The sequence below is a fragment of the Paenibacillus sp. FSL L8-0158 genome, assembly GCF_038592965.1.
Classification (GTDB): Bacteria; Bacillota; Bacilli; order Paenibacillales; family Paenibacillaceae; genus Paenibacillus; species Paenibacillus polymyxa_D.
In genome coordinates, this window is sequence record NZ_CP151949.1 from 455,591 (window position 1) to 472,477 (window position 16,887).

Annotated in this window: 15 protein-coding genes, 1 pseudogene and 1 riboswitch; of the genes and pseudogenes, 8 read left to right on the forward strand and 8 right to left on the reverse strand. The window is 46.4% G+C overall.

Annotation, left to right across the window (positions count from 1 at the left end; all coding sequences use genetic code 11):
- The first annotated feature begins 16 nt into the window (after positions 1-16).
- The 4 genes and pseudogenes from NSQ68_RS02030 to NSQ68_RS02045 all read left to right on the forward strand — a co-directional run bounded on the left by NSQ68_RS02030 (position 17) and on the right by NSQ68_RS02045 (position 3,792).
- On the forward strand, positions 17-925 hold the full coding sequence (locus NSQ68_RS02030) for an ABC transporter permease (RefSeq protein ID WP_307351773.1): 909 nt from the start codon (positions 17-19) through the stop codon (positions 923-925).
- 42 nt (positions 926-967) lie between these two features.
- The gene (gene opp4A / locus NSQ68_RS02035) at positions 968-2,788 is read left to right on the forward strand and encodes an oligopeptide ABC transporter substrate-binding protein (RefSeq protein ID WP_342427805.1); all 1,821 of its coding nucleotides are present in this window, start codon (positions 968-970) and stop codon (positions 2,786-2,788) included.
- Between the two features lie 65 nt (positions 2,789-2,853).
- Positions 2,854-3,030 (forward strand): annotated as a pseudogene (locus NSQ68_RS02040) (LysR family transcriptional regulator); the annotation flags it as partial.
- A gap of 6 nt (positions 3,031-3,036) precedes the next feature.
- Entirely contained in the window at positions 3,037-3,792 is a 756-nt protein-coding gene (locus NSQ68_RS02045) for a LysR family transcriptional regulator substrate-binding protein (RefSeq protein WP_342429049.1), read from the forward strand.
- Between the two features lie 27 nt (positions 3,793-3,819).
- On the opposite strand, the gene NSQ68_RS02050 is transcribed toward NSQ68_RS02045, so the two are convergent.
- From NSQ68_RS02050 to NSQ68_RS02065, 4 genes are all read right to left on the reverse strand, one after another.
- Positions 3,820-4,470, reverse strand: coding sequence for an amino acid ABC transporter permease (locus NSQ68_RS02050; RefSeq protein ID WP_342427806.1), 651 nt, complete (start codon positions 4,468-4,470; stop codon positions 3,820-3,822).
- Positions 4,471-4,484: 14 nt separating this feature from the next.
- The gene (locus NSQ68_RS02055; RefSeq protein ID WP_023986681.1) at positions 4,485-5,144 is read right to left on the reverse strand and encodes an amino acid ABC transporter permease; all 660 of its coding nucleotides are present in this window, start codon (positions 5,142-5,144) and stop codon (positions 4,485-4,487) included.
- A 71-nt stretch (positions 5,145-5,215) separates the two neighbouring features.
- Positions 5,216-6,046 (reverse strand): transporter substrate-binding domain-containing protein, encoded by an 831-nt coding sequence (locus NSQ68_RS02060; RefSeq protein ID WP_342427807.1) that lies wholly within the window; start codon positions 6,044-6,046, stop codon positions 5,216-5,218.
- A gap of 41 nt (positions 6,047-6,087) precedes the next feature.
- Positions 6,088-6,846, reverse strand: a complete 759-nt coding sequence (locus NSQ68_RS02065; RefSeq protein WP_039270257.1) for an amino acid ABC transporter ATP-binding protein — start codon at positions 6,844-6,846, stop codon at positions 6,088-6,090.
- A gap of 305 nt (positions 6,847-7,151) precedes the next feature.
- Between NSQ68_RS02065 and NSQ68_RS02070 the strand changes: the two genes are divergently transcribed.
- Positions 7,152-7,619, forward strand: a complete 468-nt coding sequence (locus tag NSQ68_RS02070) for a cupin domain-containing protein (protein WP_013308442.1) — start codon at positions 7,152-7,154, stop codon at positions 7,617-7,619.
- 91 nt (positions 7,620-7,710) lie between these two features.
- On the opposite strand, the gene NSQ68_RS02075 is transcribed toward NSQ68_RS02070, so the two are convergent.
- From NSQ68_RS02075 to NSQ68_RS02085, 3 genes are all read right to left on the reverse strand, one after another.
- Positions 7,711-8,376: a class D sortase gene (locus tag NSQ68_RS02075; protein WP_307351799.1), complete on the reverse strand. Its 666-nt coding sequence runs from the start codon at positions 8,374-8,376 to the stop codon at positions 7,711-7,713.
- A gap of 116 nt (positions 8,377-8,492) precedes the next feature.
- Positions 8,493-12,023 carry a collagen binding domain-containing protein gene (locus NSQ68_RS02080; protein WP_342427808.1) on the reverse strand — a complete coding sequence of 1,177 codons (3,531 nt, stop codon included), beginning with the start codon at positions 12,021-12,023 and terminating at the stop codon, positions 8,493-8,495.
- A gap of 194 nt (positions 12,024-12,217) precedes the next feature.
- Positions 12,218-12,298, reverse strand: a riboswitch (cyclic di-GMP riboswitch).
- A gap of 50 nt (positions 12,299-12,348) precedes the next feature.
- Positions 12,349-13,230 carry an AraC family transcriptional regulator gene (locus NSQ68_RS02085; RefSeq protein WP_029514677.1) on the reverse strand — a complete coding sequence of 294 codons (882 nt, stop codon included), beginning with the start codon at positions 13,228-13,230 and terminating at the stop codon, positions 12,349-12,351.
- A 594-nt stretch (positions 13,231-13,824) separates the two neighbouring features.
- On the opposite strand from NSQ68_RS02085, the gene NSQ68_RS02090 reads away from it, so the two are divergent.
- Together NSQ68_RS02090 and NSQ68_RS02095 are read left to right on the forward strand one after the other, a co-directional pair.
- On the forward strand, positions 13,825-15,081 hold the full coding sequence (locus tag NSQ68_RS02090; protein ID WP_342427809.1) for a DUF445 domain-containing protein: 1,257 nt from the start codon (positions 13,825-13,827) through the stop codon (positions 15,079-15,081).
- Positions 15,082-15,114: 33 nt separating this feature from the next.
- Positions 15,115-15,495 (forward strand): TIGR02328 family protein, encoded by a 381-nt coding sequence (locus NSQ68_RS02095; RefSeq protein ID WP_342427810.1) that lies wholly within the window; start codon positions 15,115-15,117, stop codon positions 15,493-15,495.
- Between the two features lie 103 nt (positions 15,496-15,598).
- Here NSQ68_RS02095 and NSQ68_RS02100 read toward each other — a convergent pair whose 3' ends face one another.
- Positions 15,599-16,273 carry an NAD(P)H-dependent oxidoreductase gene (locus NSQ68_RS02100; RefSeq protein WP_307351809.1) on the reverse strand — a complete coding sequence of 225 codons (675 nt, stop codon included), beginning with the start codon at positions 16,271-16,273 and terminating at the stop codon, positions 15,599-15,601.
- Positions 16,274-16,462: 189 nt separating this feature from the next.
- Here NSQ68_RS02100 and NSQ68_RS02105 point away from each other — a divergent pair, with 189 nt between their 5' ends.
- Positions 16,463-16,846 (forward strand): winged helix-turn-helix transcriptional regulator, encoded by a 384-nt coding sequence (locus tag NSQ68_RS02105; protein WP_307351811.1) that lies wholly within the window; start codon positions 16,463-16,465, stop codon positions 16,844-16,846.
- Positions 16,847-16,887: the final 41 nt, after the last annotated feature.

The following is a 16,887-nucleotide window of genomic DNA, read 5'->3' on the forward strand; positions in this document are numbered from 1 at the left end:
GAGAAAGGGAGGGATTATGGTGTCTATACAGGTGGAGGAAGTCTTCTCGTCGGAAAGCATTCGTAAATCACCATCCAGTTGGTCTGTACTGCGTCGTGAGTTGGTGCGTGACAAAATGGCCTTGGTTTCCATTGGCTTTGTGATTCTGTTCTTGATCTTTATATATGCCTCCGTCCTGTTTGTAAATCAGGATGTAGTCACGACGGTGGATTTGGGCGCAATCCGTGAAGCTCCCGGCTCAGTGCATTGGCTGGGCACAGATCGAGCGGGCAGAGATATTTTCGGCCAACTGGTCATTGGAGCCCGCAATTCCTTCACCATCGGCTTTACGATTACATTGCTATCCGCCGCTATCGGCTTAACGTTAGGTTTGCTGGCTGGTTTTTATGGGGGACTGGTCGATAACCTCATCATGCGGATCATTGATTTTATTCTGGTACTTCCATTTTTGATGCTGGTCATCGTATTTGTCAGCATTGTACCCAAAAGCGGCATAGGGTCCTTTATTTTCATCATGACCGCCTTTTTATGGATTGGAAAAGCACGTCTGATCCGGGCCAAGGTATTGTCGGAGCGCGAACTGGATTATGTGCAGGCTTCCAAAACCCTTGGCACACCCAATTGGAAAATCATCTGGTTTGGCGTGCTGCCCAATCTTAGCTCGGTCGTGATCGTCAATCTGACCCTCAGTCTCGCGGGAAATATCGGGATTGAGACCGGGCTTTCTTATCTCGGTTTTGGCTTACCGGAATCTACTCCAAGCTTGGGGACACTGGTGAGCTATGCCAATGACCCGGATGTTTTGCAGAATAGCTGGTGGATGTGGTTGCCTGCCTCACTGCTTATTTTGGTGCTAATGCTGGCGATTAACTTTATTGGCCAGGCGCTCAAACGCGCCACGGATGCCAGACAACGATTGGGTTAACCGAAGTTCAAGGATAAGAACAATAACAAGGAGGGATTTACAATGGTTAAACACTGGAAAAAAGGAATTCTGCCTGTTCTATCTGCAATTTTGGTACTTTCATTGGCCGCATGCAGCGGCTCGCCTTCCGCTTCGAATGGAGGGAAATCGTCTGACGGTACAGGCGGCTCAGGGTCCGACAGCAAACAGGTGAATACGACAGCGCTGGCGAAGGCGATCAAGAACGATAAGGCCCCGATTAAGGGTGGCATCATCAATTATGCACTTGTGTCTGATACCCCTTTTGAAGGTATTCTGAATCCTGTATTTTATGAAGGCAATCCTGATTTTGAAGTCTTCCAGTTTTTCTACCCTTCTATGTTTTCGATTGACTCCAATCTGAATATTGACGATAAAGGGGCGGCAACGATTTCCTTTTCCCCAGACAATAAGGCGGTGACTGTCAAAATTGATCCCAAACTGAACTGGACGGATGGTAATCCTGTAACGGCGGAGGACTATGCTTTTTCCTATGAAGTGATCGGTCATAAAGACTACGAAGGTCCGCGTTATGATAGCTTTATGACCAACATTGTGGGCATGGAGGATTATCATGCGGGTAAGGCCAAAACCATTTCTGGCATCAAAGTGCTGAATGAGAAAGAGGTTACCATTCATTTCAAGGAACCTAATCCTTCGGTGAAATCGGGACTGTGGTCTACACCACTGGAGAAAAAGGTGTTTCAGAATATTCCCGTGAAAGATATGGCCGGATCTGATCCTGTCCGTAAAAATCCGATTGGCTATGGACCGTTCAAAATTAAATCTATGGTCACAGGTGAATCTGTGGAATTTGTCAAAAATGAAGATTATTTCCACGGTGAGCCCAAGTTGGATGGTCTTCATCTGAAGGTGGTGAACCCGAATGTCATTACCGAGGCGCTGAAAAGTGGAGAAGTTGACTGGGCCAGCTATCCAACCACCCGTTACAATGAGGCCAACAATCCGAAAAATGTACAGTTTCTCGGTCAGGAGGAATTATCTTATAGCTATGTGGGCTTTAAGATGGGCAAATTCGATCAGGCCAAGAATCTAAATATCATGGACCCGAACGCCAAGCTGGCGAACAAGTCATTGCGTCAGGCCCTTGGCTACGCGCTGAATAATGAGCAGGTCGGCAAGCAACTCTATCATGGACTTCGGATTCCAGCAACATCCCTGATTCCGCCTGCCTTTAAGGGATATCATGATATGAATGCGAAGGGCATTGCGTATGATCCAGACAAGGCGAAAAAGCTGCTGGACGAGGCAGGATATGTGGACACCAATGGAGATGGATACCGTGAGGACCCTAAGGGTAAGGAACTGGTGCTCCATTATGCAGCAATGAGCGGGGATGCGACAGCCGAATCGCTGGCGAAGTTTTATTTGCAAAATTGGAAGGATGTCGGGCTTCATGTCGAGCTGGTGGACGGTCGTCTGCTTGAGTTCAATTCTTTCTATGACCGTGTGCAGAAGGATGACCCCGGCATTGATATTTTTGGCGGCGCATGGAGTACAGGTACAGATGTAAACCCTAGTGGGCTGTATGGACGCGGAGCCAGCTTTAACTACTCGCGCTTTACCAGTGAAGAGAATGATAAGCTGTTGCAGGAAGGGGTGTCTGTGAAAGCCTTTGACGACAATTATCGTAAAGATATATACAATCAGTGGCAGGCGTATATGAGCGAGGAGGCCCCAATCGTACCGACGTTATTCCGTTATTCGCTGGAGGCAGTGAATAATCGGGTAGCCAATTACGATATTACCCGTGGCAAGGAGTATGATGCAGACACGTTTGCGAATATTACGTTGACTGCGGAAAAAGCAGAAGTAGCCCAATAATCTAAAAAAAGCGCAATAATCCGAAGAAGAAGCGCGAACCGGTTTGATCCGATTTTGCGCTTCTTTTGACCTTTTCATGCAATCATTCTGGGGATTCTCGAAGGGAGAGAAGGAAGACGGAGATACGTCAGCTTCAATACTTCATTGCTGTATGCGAGGAACTGCATTTTACGAAAGCTTCGGAAAAGATCGGAATCTCCCAACCCACGCTTAGCTTGCAAATTAAGGCGTTGGAAGAGGAATTGGGCATGACGCTTTTTGACCGTGCAGGCAAGAAAATTAAAATGACAGATGCCGGGAAATTGTTGCTGCAACACAGTGCACATGCGCTCAAGGATTTACAGCAAGCAAAGGCTTCCATTGAGGAGTTGCGCACCGAGCAACGCGGGAGTTTGAGGATTGGTATCGCATTACCGGAGCTGGAGGAACCATTGCAAGAAATGCTTGTCCATTTTCATCAGTCATTTCCCAGAGTCAGCTTGCACATCCATCCATCATTTGATGTAACAGAACAGCTGCTGGATAACCGAGTGGATGTTGGCATTACGCTGCATTCGGGTACGGATGAAAGGCTTGTCCAGCTTCCTCTTCGTACGGAGAACTACTGTCTTGTTGTTCCGGTGGACCATGTGTTTTCCAACCGTTCTTCCATTACGCTGGACGAATTGAGGTATGTACCTTGGGCGATGCAGCCAGAGTGTCATCCCGGCAGGAAAATGATTGAGAAGTGCTTCCGTGATCGCGGGTATCCCTTTGCAACCGTCTTGGAGACCAATTCCATACCTTCCATCCTGCGCTGGGTGCAGGAGGGACTTGCCGTAACCCTACAGACGGAGTCCCTTGCAACAGAATTGGATCGCTCACAATTTTGTACTGTACCTATTTTGTGCGACGTGCTCCAGGGTCAGCTAGAGCTGGTTTATCGGTCTGGCCGTTATCAGGGAGAAGCGTTGAAGCAATTGATTAAAAAGATACAAGCTGTACTAACAGTGCGTTCCAACTAGTGGCAACCCTGATGAGTATCAGGAGCTTTAATGTGTACGAACTTCCAGTCTGCGTGCAATCAGTGACATACTGTAATTGACAGCAAAGTACAGGAAAGCTGCGAACAGCAGGGCTGGAATGACAAAGGATTGATTTTGCCCACCGACAATCTGAATGTTATGCGTTAGCTCCGGCAAACTGATAATGACAGCCAGTGAGGTATCCTTGAATAGGGAAATGAACTGGCTGACAATCGGGGGCACCATGCGACGAAGCGCTTGGGGCAGAATGATATGCCATAAGGTTTGAGAATAGCTTAGACCGGAAGAACGTGCGGCTTCTACCTGCCCTTTATGGACCGAGTTCAGACCGCTGCGCACAATCTCGGCAATCATGGCTCCCTCGAAGATCGACAGGCCTGTAATGGCTGCCCACTTGAGGGAAATCGAAAATCCGATGGATGGTAAAACCATACCGATAAAGAAAATAATGAGCAATAATGGAAGATTGCGAATGAGATCAATAATAAAGGCTGCAATCTGTGAAATGACAGGTAAGCGGGTATAGCGCAGAATGCCGAATATGATACCGAGAGCGAAGCTAAACACGATAGAGTAAATAGCAACCTCCAGCGTGAGCAGAAAGCCCTCCAGTATAAAACGCACATTAGGCCACACAAACAATCCACCGAAATCCATACAGGCTTCCCTCCTTATGATGTTTTGGACAGACGCCGTTCCATATATAGTACAAGAAAGCTAAGCGGAACCGTCAAGATAAGATACAACAACGCCGTGATGGCGTAGACTGTGATGGGCAGGAAGGTATCTGAGTTAATGAGGTCCGAGTAATACATTAGGTCCAGTCCGGCCACAATAGCCAGCACGGAAGAGTTTTTGACCAGATTAATGAATTGGTTGCCGATCGCAGGCAGTACAATTTTGATGGCTTGCGGTAAAATAATGCTGATCATCGTCTGGTTGTAACTCAACCCGGAGGACCTTGCCGCTTCAAATTGCCCCTTGGGCACAGATTGAATGCCGGCACGTATGGCTTCAGCAATAAAGGAGGCTGTGTATACGGTCAACCCAAGCGTTCCAGATACGAATCCGTCCAAAGGGATGCCCAAAGTGGGAAGCCCGAGATAAAAAAACAGCACGACGATCAGCAATGGGATATTGCGGATGACCTCTACATAGACGGTACCGATCCAGTTTAGCCATTTAAAAGGCGCAATTCGGAGGATGGCAATAATAGCCCCCAGAATAAAGCTTCCGATCAAGGCAATGACACTAGCTTGAACGGTATGAAGCAAGCCTTCTCTGAAACGGTCGCTATGATCGAAAAGTACGTTGATATCAAAAGTAAGCATCTGCGAATTTACCTCCTTATCCAGACTTAAGAAAGGAAGGAGCTCGCAATCGCGGCTCCTTCACAAGAATACTATTCGGGTTTAACCCCAAGCCATTGCTCGTGGAGCTTATCGTATTCACCGTTGCTTTTCAGTTCCTTGATCGTATCATTAATAGCTTGTAGCAGTTCGGTTTGTCCCTTCTTTACTGCAATGCCGTAAGGTTCCTCTGTGAAGTTCCCGCCTACAAGAGTATAATTCGGGTCTTGTTGCTGCATGCCGAGCAGAATAGAGTTATCCGTAGTCAATGCTTCTCCTTTACCTGCTTTGAGGGCGTTGAAAGCATCCTGATAGTTTTCGAATTCCAATATCGTTGCTTCAGGTGCTTTTTCACGGATATTTTTGGCGGAGGTAGAGCCCTTCACGGCGAGTACCTTGGTATTCGGGGTCAGAGACTCCAGCCCGGTGATGGGACTCCCCTTTTTCACCAGTAGAGATTGTCCGGCGTTAAAATAGACGTCGCTGAAATCAACCTGCTTTTTACGTTCATCCGAAATGGTCATCGTCGCAATAATGGCGTCGATGTCCCCGTTTTGCAATAAGGTGATTCGTGTTTTGGACGTGACTTCTTTTAGTTCAAGTTTGGTTTCATCGCCAAAAATATGTTTGGCTACAGCCTTGGCGATGTCGATATCAAAGCCTTCTACTTTTCCGCTAGCCGGGTCTTTCAGTCCGAACAGCTTGGTATCGTATTTCACACCAACGACCAGTTTGCCACGCTGTTTGATCGCTTCCAGCCCGTTGGCTGCTGCCGGCTCATTCCCCGACGTTGCCGCTCCTTCTTTGCCTCCACAGCCTGCCAAGACGAGCAGACAAGATAAAGCTACCAGCACCAAAGTACTCCATTGAATTCTTTTTCTCATCAGAACATTCCCCTTTCGATTTACGCTACATTGTAGTCTGTTTAATGATGAATCAGACGGCTCAGGAACAGGCGGGCCCGTTCTTCACCCGGATTCTGAAAAAATTCGGCAGGTTGGCTGTCTTCCAAAATCTGTCCTTTGTCCATAAAAATCACGCGGTCCGCCACTTCACGTGCAAAGCCCATTTCATGAGTGACAATGACCATTGTGATGCCCTGATGGGCGAGCGAGCGCATAACATCCAGTACCTCTCCGATCGTTTCAGGATCAAGAGCTGAGGTAGGCTCGTCAAACAACATAATTTTTGGATTCATCGCGAGCCCGCGGGCGATCGCGACCCGCTGCTGCTGTCCACCGGACAATTGGGCGGGGTAGCTCTGTGCCTTTTCCTCGATTCCGACGCGCTTTAGATAAGTGATGGCTGTTTGAGTAGCTTCTTCTTTCGAGATGCCCAGTACCTTCATAGGTGCCAGTACAATGTTTTCAATTACCTTTTTGTGGGGATACAGATTGAAATGCTGGAACACCATCCCGATATTGCGGCGGAAGGCATTAATATCAATCTTTTTGTCATGTACAGGGATCTCGTTAACGATCAGTTCCCCATCCGATATCGTCTCCAGACGATTGATGCAGCGAAGCAGGGTGCTTTTACCCGAGCCGGAGGGACCGATGATGACGACGACCTCGCCCTCCTTAATCTGAAGATTAATGTCTTTGAGTACATGGAAGTGACCGTAATGCTTGTTGACATTGCGAAACTGGATCAGAGAGCTCACCCCTTTTAGGCTTGGATACATAACTTAGTAGACGGATTGACATGATCAAGCTCTATTAGAATTTAAAAATTTCTCTCATGATACTATAAGCTTACAATAAAAAACAAGATTTTATGTCATAAAACTTTACGTGTAATGTATTTTGGTGTGTTTTTTACTAGTAAACTGTTATTTGTATGATGAAAATGAATAAACATCCGTAATTTTATGTTATTAAATTTGACATAAAATATTGATCCTCGACATGCCAAGGGAGAAACGTGACAAAAGCAACGCTATGTTTTACAGTAGGGAAGAAGGAATTTAGGGTAAAGGAAGGTTAGACAATGACGAAAGCTATTTCACCGCTAGTCACGGCATTGGGCATGGAGCCCCATCCAGAAGGCGGCTGGTACAAAGAGATGTGGAAGGCCCATTTTCAAATTCCGAAGCCTGTACTGCCGGATGTGTATTCCGGTCCGCGCTTTGCAGCTTCGTCTACGTATTTCTTGCTGCATCCAGGCGAGTTCTCCGAGTGGCATGTGGTCCATTCTGATGAGCTGTGGTTATATCATAGCGGAAGCCCTGTAGAGTTGAAATTGGGTGGAAGCGGAGAAGAGCCTGGTGAAGAAACTGTGATTATCGTCGGTGCGGATGTGGAAGCAGGACAGCATCCACAAGCACTCGTCCCAGGAGCAGTATGGCAAACGGCACGTCCGCTTGGGGATGAGCCCGTGCTGGTAACTTGTGTGGTTGCACCAGGATTCCACTTTGATGATTTCAAGTTGATTGCCAAGAATCCAACTGAATCGTAATGTGAACATTGGCGGGTGTATTTCTGTAAGTGAACAGGAATGACCCGCCTGATTTATTTTTACTCATAGAAATAGGTGCTTTAAAATAGCTTTAGGTGCTTAGTTTGGCCTGAACAATGAGACGATGGGTGGGGTTTACGAGAGGTTCACATGTAATCAGCGTGAGCAGCTTTTGTTTTCTGAGGCTTTTCAGAACAGACACGTCCGTAGGATCGACCACCTTCAGGTTATAAACGCTATATACATATTGGTTACCCCGAGTGTTAACAACAATCTTATCCCCGATCTTCAATTCATTTAGACGATTAAATAAACGTCCAGAGGTGCGGGCTCGATGAGCAGCAATGGCGGCATTCCCCGTCTGTCCCAGCGTCCCCGTTTCCGGCATATGTACAGCCGCGTGTCTCATATTTATCCTCGTTGCGCCTTCCAATACAGGGAGCTTTAAAGCAATACGACTTATACTAATAGTGGCTATGGGAGTTTGTTCATTAGCGCTTGCAATAGGAGCAGAGGATGGGGAAATATTTTGTCTTGTTTCACGAACCGGGACTTCCGTAAGGCGAGTGGACAAGCGAGCATAGCTGTCCGTAAGACTGGGGGGCCATAGCGCTTCGCTTTTTCCTGATGGTAGCTCTGCTGCTTTTAATAGCTTGCTTTGTTCCCGATCCTCATTCCATTCCGTCACTTTAGGAAACAAAATAAAAAGTAAGCCTAACAAAATAAATACATAGGAAAGTTTACGCAGACTCAGCAATCTCGCCTCCCCTAAGCAAAGTACGGATTATACATATTTTTTTGAAAAATGCCCCATTCCCGGCTCATTCCAATCGGGAATGGAATGAGGCGAGAGATCAGGGCAGGTGATCCATTTTATTTTTTGTTTGTCCGTCTGAATTTCAAAAATACCCCCCACATAACCAACGCTATGCCTGTCAAATAGAACGGAGCGGGGCTGCTTTCACCTGTTTGGGGCAACTGATGTACCGCAGGTGGATCCTCTGGCTCTTCTGGCTCTTTCCCGGGAACCTTGACACGGATCTTAGGTTCGGGATCGTCTTTCGAATCCACCGGAGGAGAAGGATCCTGATGAGGCATGACGGCTGGCGGCTCTGGTAGTGCTTTCGGCTCCACCTGGGCTGCTGACGGCGGTGTAGGCGGTGGAGGGATTTTGTCCTCCGGAGACTTTGGCAATGACGGAGGAACGGTTGCAGACGGAGTATCAGGTATTTCCGGATCTTTGTCATGTTTTTTACCTGAACCTCCAGACGGGGGTGAAGGGTCTGGATGAGTAGGCGTTCCTGGTTCGTTTTTCTTTTCTTTACGGTTGGTGATCACAATCTTCTTTACACCAGAGCTTTGTCGCAGTGTTGCGTCTATTTTGATCTCAAGCTTGCTCTCGGTGATTTTATAGCCCTCTGGTGCTGCCAATTCCTCCAAGATGTAATCGTCATGAAGCAAGGAGGAAAAGATGATTTTGCCTTCCTGATTGGTGGTCTGAATGAGAGGGGCTCTTTTTTGACCTTTATCATAGAGCGCAAACTGTGCGCCAGGCAGTACCTTGTCAGGCATATCCTGATCTACCTTGGTCAGCTCAAGACTTTCGGTCACACCCCCGCCGGAACCGGAGCCGGAAGACGTTCGTACGATGATTTCCTGGTTGGTTTCCCGCATCTCTGTCGTTAAGCGATCCCCCTCAAAGGCAACCTTATTACTCACTTTGGCTTTGTCCTCAGCATGAATGAATGATTGGTATTCAAGAATAAAAGCAGAGGAAATATCCTTGGCAAAAGTAAGTTCAAACGTTTGCTGCCCTTGAGCATCTGTTTTGATATACAGCTTGTAATCTTGGTTTCTAATCAACTCGGTGCCCTTGGTGGTATTTCCGTTGGCAGCGATGATTGTAGAGTACAAATGAAAGGAATCCTCGATTAAGATTTGATTGCTGCTAGGCTGATCTATAATTTTAGCGTTAGATACATGTGACTGTCCTTCATTGATGCGGATGCTCCAGTCGATCTTATTTCCATTTTGTGTACCGACTTTAGATACATATTCTCCACCATGAGGTACCGTGACTTGCGCTGCCCATTCGGAGACTGTTTTTTGTCCATCCAGTAGAAGGGCTTGATTATGAATTTCCTTTTCAATCAGTTCTCCTTCCAATGAAGTTTGAAAGGTAATCCAGTAGGGAGTCTGTATCTGCTCCTTGAACTGGATACGCAATTCACTCCCATTTTGCTCGGAGGGAGGAATAATGGTGTATTGATCTGCCGGGATTTCAGCCCCTTTTTGTACGCCATCCCACCATCCCAGCAAGGTCATATCGTATACTTTCACGGAGCCAGGCAGTAACCTTTGACCTTGCAACAAGGGGTCTCTCACTTCCGCGTGATTCAGGATCTTGCGATTGTAGTTAGCTTTAATGTCCCAGGTAATGAGCTTGGAGGTCGCATTATAACTTCCTTGCTTGGCACCGTTTCGTTGGGTCATAAAGTCCGGCCAGATCGGGCACTCCACGGCATGTGATGATGTTTCTCCGTTTTCAAACTGGTATTCTATAATGGATTTATTACGAAACTCTGGCTTCGTCGTATCCGTTTTCCAGTCATTGTTATAGGTGGTTGAATACTTGATCGTATAAGCTTTATGAATGGTTTTATGAAATTTGAGCGTAAATCCTTGTTTATAGTCCTGTGATAGCGGAACCAGCTCATAATCCGTGGGCGCACGTAGCTCCGTTGTTCCGTCAACACTTTGAATTTTCAGGGTGTCCGGCAACAAGGCCAAGCCCCCGTTTGGAAACACATCCTGTATGACAATATTTTTCATGGTGTACAAGTCTGTATTGATGGTAATCACCCAAGGTATGATTTTGGTGTTGTAATTGGGTGTGTCATACATTTTAGTCATAACTCCGCTTGTGATTTCTGTCGATACGATCTTCTGGGTTCCATCTGAAGTTATGATGTTTGTAATTTTTTCATTTTCATAAACACGACCTCGGGCTTGAGTCTGGTATCGAATAGTGTAGGCCGAATCTACGTCGAAATTGAATTGAAGTTTGAAGCCGTTACGGTCGGGATAATCAACTGGGATGACAGTATACGCCCACGATGGGAGTTCCTCCAGTGTGTTTCCCTTAAATACTTTCAAAGAACCGGGCAGCAATTCTTGAGTTTTGTTGAAATGATCAATTAAAAGAGCTTTGGCTTCGGGGATTTTTGTCTCGCCGAAGTTATATCTTATGGCCCACGAGAGTGTTTGGGTGGCATGATCATATTTTTCAACCTTTTTGGACAAAAATTCACCACGTTCCACCTGAACAGTAGCGGTAGCAGCAACGTTCTCTATCCCATCTCCTGAAAGCGTCGCTGTGTTGGAAAAACGAGTTTCGTCGCCAGTAATGCGCGTGGAATATTGAATCTGGTAGGCCGTGTTTATGCTATCGTCTTGAAAATGAATCACAAACCCTGTCCCGGCTTGATCTGCTTCAATGGCATATTCACTCGCATTTACTAGGTCTCGAACAACGGTCGAGCCGTCGATATTGACTTGGAGATGATAGAGCCGGATAGAGTCTCTTCTGAGCTCCAGCCCTGAAGGAATTGGATCGGTGATGAAGGCATGCTTTACGGTGTTTAGCTGTTTGTTCACATCAATGGTCCAGTCGATCTGATTTGTGCCAGCTAGTTTCCCTTGTTTGCTTAGGGTCGGCCCTGACTGGGGTTTTACATTCACGATGACCGTTTGCACCCCGCCTTTGATCGGAATCGCAATGATGATCTCTGTACTACCTTTCACTATTTCTTTTGTAAACTCGGTTTTAATTTGCAGTTTGCCGCTGACATTGGAATGATTCTCTACATATGGGTTAAAGGTCATGATCACCTTGCCCTGACGATCTACTGTGAAGTATCCCACGGTTCCGTCGGTAGTGACTAACGGAGATGAGATATCAGTGTAGATGACAAACTGTTCTGGTAAGTGAAAGGTGAAAGTGTCCCCTGACTTATAGGTATTGTCAGGAAGCTCCCATTCATAGCCTAGTTGGATGGCTGATCCGATGTCGAATTGGCTGTCGGGACTATATACCGCATCAATGACATGCCCTGATTCGTCGGTCAGGTTCAACTTCGTTAGTATGCTCTGCGGAGTTGCATCATGTTGAGACTTTGAACGGGCTGCTCCTTGAACGAAGGGGGCCGTGTTTGAAGGAATCTCCCTGGGGGGTTCAAGGTTTGGGACACCGTATACAGCATCCGTAGCGGTATGTGTAGGATCGGATACAGCACTCTGCGGCAGTTCTGGGGCTGGAGCATCTGCGTAAGCCAGCGTTGCGCTGAAAAAGCTTTGGACAATGAGCAATAAGGCAATGATCATTACATTTATTTTTGTTCTCATGCTCCAAGTGATTCTCCTATTCATCGTAATATGGCAATGCTTCGTTCGAAATTAGTATATTCAGCATGCTAGGCTGACATGACTATCCCAATAGAAAAAAAGCCCTGATCATAGCGATCAGGGCTTTCTTCGAGATAGGCATAGCAATTTGTGGTGGATCTATGTAAAAAAGGGCATAATAAAAAGCTCGTTCATCTGGTAGCTGGCTGCCATCCGGATAGGAAGGCCCTATAGTTTTGCGTCACTGCCTTTCGACAGCTTTGCCATTAACTTGAATAGCTTGTGCGTCTATCATCTATCAAACTGATTTCATGTAACCTCTCATTTACAGCTTGGAACGGTTCCCCCACTTTTTGCGGAAGGAGTGAGGTGTTTCTCCTACATGCTCCTTGAACAGGTTAATAAAATGGCTCGTATTGGGAATCCCTACGTACCTTGCGATATCCACAATGGACATGTCACTGGTTTTAAGCCAGCTTTGAGCGGCCGTGATACGGACATTAATGAGATAATCAATCGGAGAGAAACCGATCTGCTTTTTGAAATTTTTAGCCAGATTAAACTTGTTTAATTCAAACATGTCTGCCAGCGAGTCCAGTGTTATTCGCTCACAGTAGGACTGATCCAAATATTGCTGTACCCGACGTACTTCGCTGAGGGTTTCAGCATTCACATGCTGGTGATCATAGGGATGCTGCAAGATGCACATCAGTATTTCACCAATGAGCCTGGACGTTAGCAGTTCAGCGGAAAGACTTCTGTCAGACTGCCCACAAATCAGGGCATGCAGTTTGTCCAATATAATATACGGATTATGCATGGATATTACCGGTTTATTATGCTTGGCAAATTGTTCGTAAAAGTTTCCGATCAGGTTGCCGTACAGGTATAAGCTGATAAACTCCCAGGCTTCATGACCGGAGGTGCTGTATTGCACATACTCCTCACAATTAATAAAAAACAAATCATGAGGCTTTAAAATATATTTCTTGTCCCGGTATAGTAATTCTCCCTTGCCAGACAACGTAAAAACAAGCAAAAAAGAGGCGAGTTCTTTTCTTTCCACCGTAAAAGCAGAAGTTTTTTGGAAGTAGCCTAATTCCTGAATATATAAAAGGGATTGCTTGGCAAAAGCGGAGGGAGTGCGCACAATTACGACAGGTTCGCCGTTCCAGAGGCCCTCGTTGTTTTTTTGGTCTGTTGTCATATTCAATTCCTTTACAAAGAAGCAATTTTATCTAGCTTATCTTGGTTTGATTTAACCAATATATAATGGCTGATTAAACATGATTTACTATATATAAAAGTTTATTTTATCACATGAAATATGTCTATATATCAAATTATGTTTGTAAGTTTTATAGAAGCCTCGCTCTTATGGACATCTAACCTGATCATCCGTATAAAAGGTCGAATATTGTTGAAAGAATTCTGAGGTCATCATGGATTCAAATCCTTTCCGGGGTCAAAGATAGAATTAGTGCTGAAAAAGATATCTTACATGCCCATTCAACTTTTCCCTTCACTTCTCCTTTCGGTTTAAGAAATTTAGGACTTGGTTCTGATAAAATGGTTCGTAAGGCTTATTATTAAAAATGAGATTTTGGACCCAGTGTTGTGATTTAGTTCACGAACATGAATGTAAAAAAGAGAGATATATGCATAAAAAATTACGCAAAAAGTGGCCTTACGCGTTTCATCAAGAGTGCTTTCAACTTTGGAAATGACACGGGCAATGATATGATGGGTAATACAGGTATAGTGCTTTACTTACTCGACAGTCAGTTTGGAGGATTACAGGATGGGAAAACCCAAAAATACGAAAACCGCAGCGGCTTGGTCGCTCGTTATTCTAGGGGCAGGCTTTGCAGCCACATTGCCCTTCCAGCAATATGGCTGGGCTCGTTTGTTAGCCGGAGCTTTTGAGGCAGGACTTGTAGGGGGACTGGCGGACTGGTTCGCTGTCACTGCTTTGTTCCGTCATCCGCTAGGCATTCCGATACCACATACCGCGCTGCTTCCTAAAAATAGGGACAAGCTCACAAATGCCTTGGTGAGTACGGTGGAAAATAACTTGCTAAACAAAGACAGCATAGCGTCTAAAATTGCAGATATTCGTTTGGCCGATTTGGTGCTGGGCGGTGTGGAAAAAGGATTGCGCACGCCGGAGGCGGCGGCATCCATAGATGTTCTTGCCAAGCGGCTCGTCCAGTCGCTCCCGCTCGCGGAATTGGCTCCAGTCATTGTGGCAGAGCTCAAGCGGCAGGTGACTGACTTTGACGCCGGACCGCTGCTGGAGGCGCTTGCTCGTCAGACCAGCGAGAAGGGCTATGACCGCCGCGCACTGGATTACACCCTGGAGCAAGCCGAGTCCTGGCTTTTGCGACCCGAAACGGGCTATACGCTCGGTACCTTAGGTATGCAGGCTGTCAGCGGTTTGCAAGTGAGCGGACTGATGCAGTTTGCCTTGAACGCATTCCTCGGCTACCTGAACGAAGAGCGTATGGGTGAAATGATTCGTCATTTCCTGCTGGATCAGGTAGCAGAACTGCAAAGGGAAGAGCACCCGCGTCGTCAGGCCCTGCTGGATGGTCTGAGAACACAGGTGACCCGATTGGCGACGAAAGATACGGTTCAGGAAGGGTTGAATGGCTGGAAGGATAGCCTTGTTGAAGCCTGGGAAGGCGATGCGTCGGTGCTGGGCAAAATGGAGGAACTGCGTATACGCTTATTGGACTACATGGAAGACGGAAGTTATGTGCAGACCTATATTTTACCGCTATTGGATCGGATGTTGACTGATTTAAGAGGGAATACCGAGCTGCTGGACAAGATCAATGTGCGAATTGTGGAAGGTATTACTGGACTGGTGGAAGCCAACCATAGTCGAATTGGTAACTTGGTGCGCGAAAATGTAGACAAAATGGATAACAAATCCCTGATTGCACTGATGGAGGACAAATTGGGACAGGATTTGCAGTGGATACGTATTAACGGCGCAGTTACAGGCTTCCTGATCGGCATTGTGCTGACAGGTATCCGTATGCTAATCCAATAGACCAGAAAAAGCGACAGATAGGGTTGTGGAAGCATGAGGCTTTGGCATGAACATTTAATCGACAAGCTACCCCGCCCGCAACTGCTGGGGCAACATCGTGAGTGCTGTGCCCTGCGCGGGAATGGGTGGGGCAAGCCACACGCCACTGTGAATTATGTGTTCGACTATCATCCGATGCTGCTGGTGCGCTATCATAGGCTCATTATGGACGAAATGAAAAGCAGAGGGTACAACGTTGATCCACTATGGGAACAGCCGTTGTATCGCGGTAAGCAGTGTGAGCCTTGGAAGGCGGAGCTGGGTGAGGAATTAGTAGGCGCGGGTGCATATGTGGAGCATGACGATGAGTATATGAAGGAGTGCCTGGATAACCTGGCTTCCAAGGGGATTTTAATAGAAATTGAAGTGACCTAAAAAAGGCGGGCTACGGTAGGTTCATCATTCAGATGAAGTGCCGCAAGCCCGCTTTTTTGATGCTTCAATGTTCAGCGTTTGGGGAGAGACTCGGGATATTAGGTTAATGAATCCAGCGTGTGACCTTTTCCAGTGGTTGTCTGGATTTTTCCCGTTTGGGTTCATGAGCGCGATAACCGAAGGCAGCAATGACTGAAATATCAAGCAGCCCGTTCTCCAGCAGTCCTTCTTCCTCCAAAATGGCATGCACCTGATCGTAGTTAAAGCCCTCAATTGGACAGGAATCAATACCGATCTGAGCCGCCGCTGTCATCATATTGCCTAAGGCAATGTAGGTTTGCTTGGAAGCCCAGTCAAATAACGTACGTTCATTTTCCAGCAGGCGTTGATTTTCACCCTGGAAAATCTTATAGCGACCCGGTAGTGAGGCAAAGTCTTCCTCAGACATACCTTTAACCTCTTTATACATATACTCCACGTAAGGAGAATCATAACGGACATCCTTGCGCGCCAAAATCAGGACGACGTGGCTAGCGGCAGGAATCTGCTTTTGACCGCCGCTGGAAACTGCAGCCAGCTTTTCTCTCAATGCCTGATTTTGTACAACTACAAACTGCCATGGTTCAAAACCGACGGAGCTTGGAGAAAGTCGCCCGGTTTCGAGAATGAATTGAAAATCCTCTTCCGGTATGATGCGATTGGGATCGAATTCCTTCGTAGCATGTCTGAACAGAAAGGCATCCAGAATTTCCTGTTTTTTAGCTGATGTATTGGACATAAAATGTTCTCCTTTGGGTATGGATTTAGTTGGTACTCTATGGGTTTTCTGCTACTATAATGAGAGCTGATATCGAATATATAGTTATCATATAGAAAGTTTTTGCAGGGAACAAGTACGCACATATTTGTTCCCTGTCATAAGTCTCAGGCTATGGGTCTACACATTCTGCAGAAAGAAGGGGTATACATGGCACAGGAGATGGAACATGCGGTTAGCGTTAATTTTGGATGTCCGGTAGCGAAAACCGTCGGGGTTATAGGCGGCAAATGGAAGGGAGTCATCTTGTATCATTTGACCACAGGGCCGCGGCGCTATAACGAAATTCGACGGACCTTGCCTAATATTACTCAGCGGATGCTAACCTTGCAGTTGCGTGAATTGGAGAGAGATGGCATTGTGCACCGTGAAATTTATAACGAGAATCCACCGCGTGTGGAATACTCGCTTACCCCGTTGGGAGATACGTTAAGGCCGTTGCTGGATTTTATGAGAGACTGGGGGATCTTCTATGGAGAACAGAGTTGCGAGCCTGTGACGACCACTTCCAAATCAGGCAAGCACTTTTGTTAAAAGGAATGAAGAAAGCCCGCCAGATGATTTCATAGAAGACG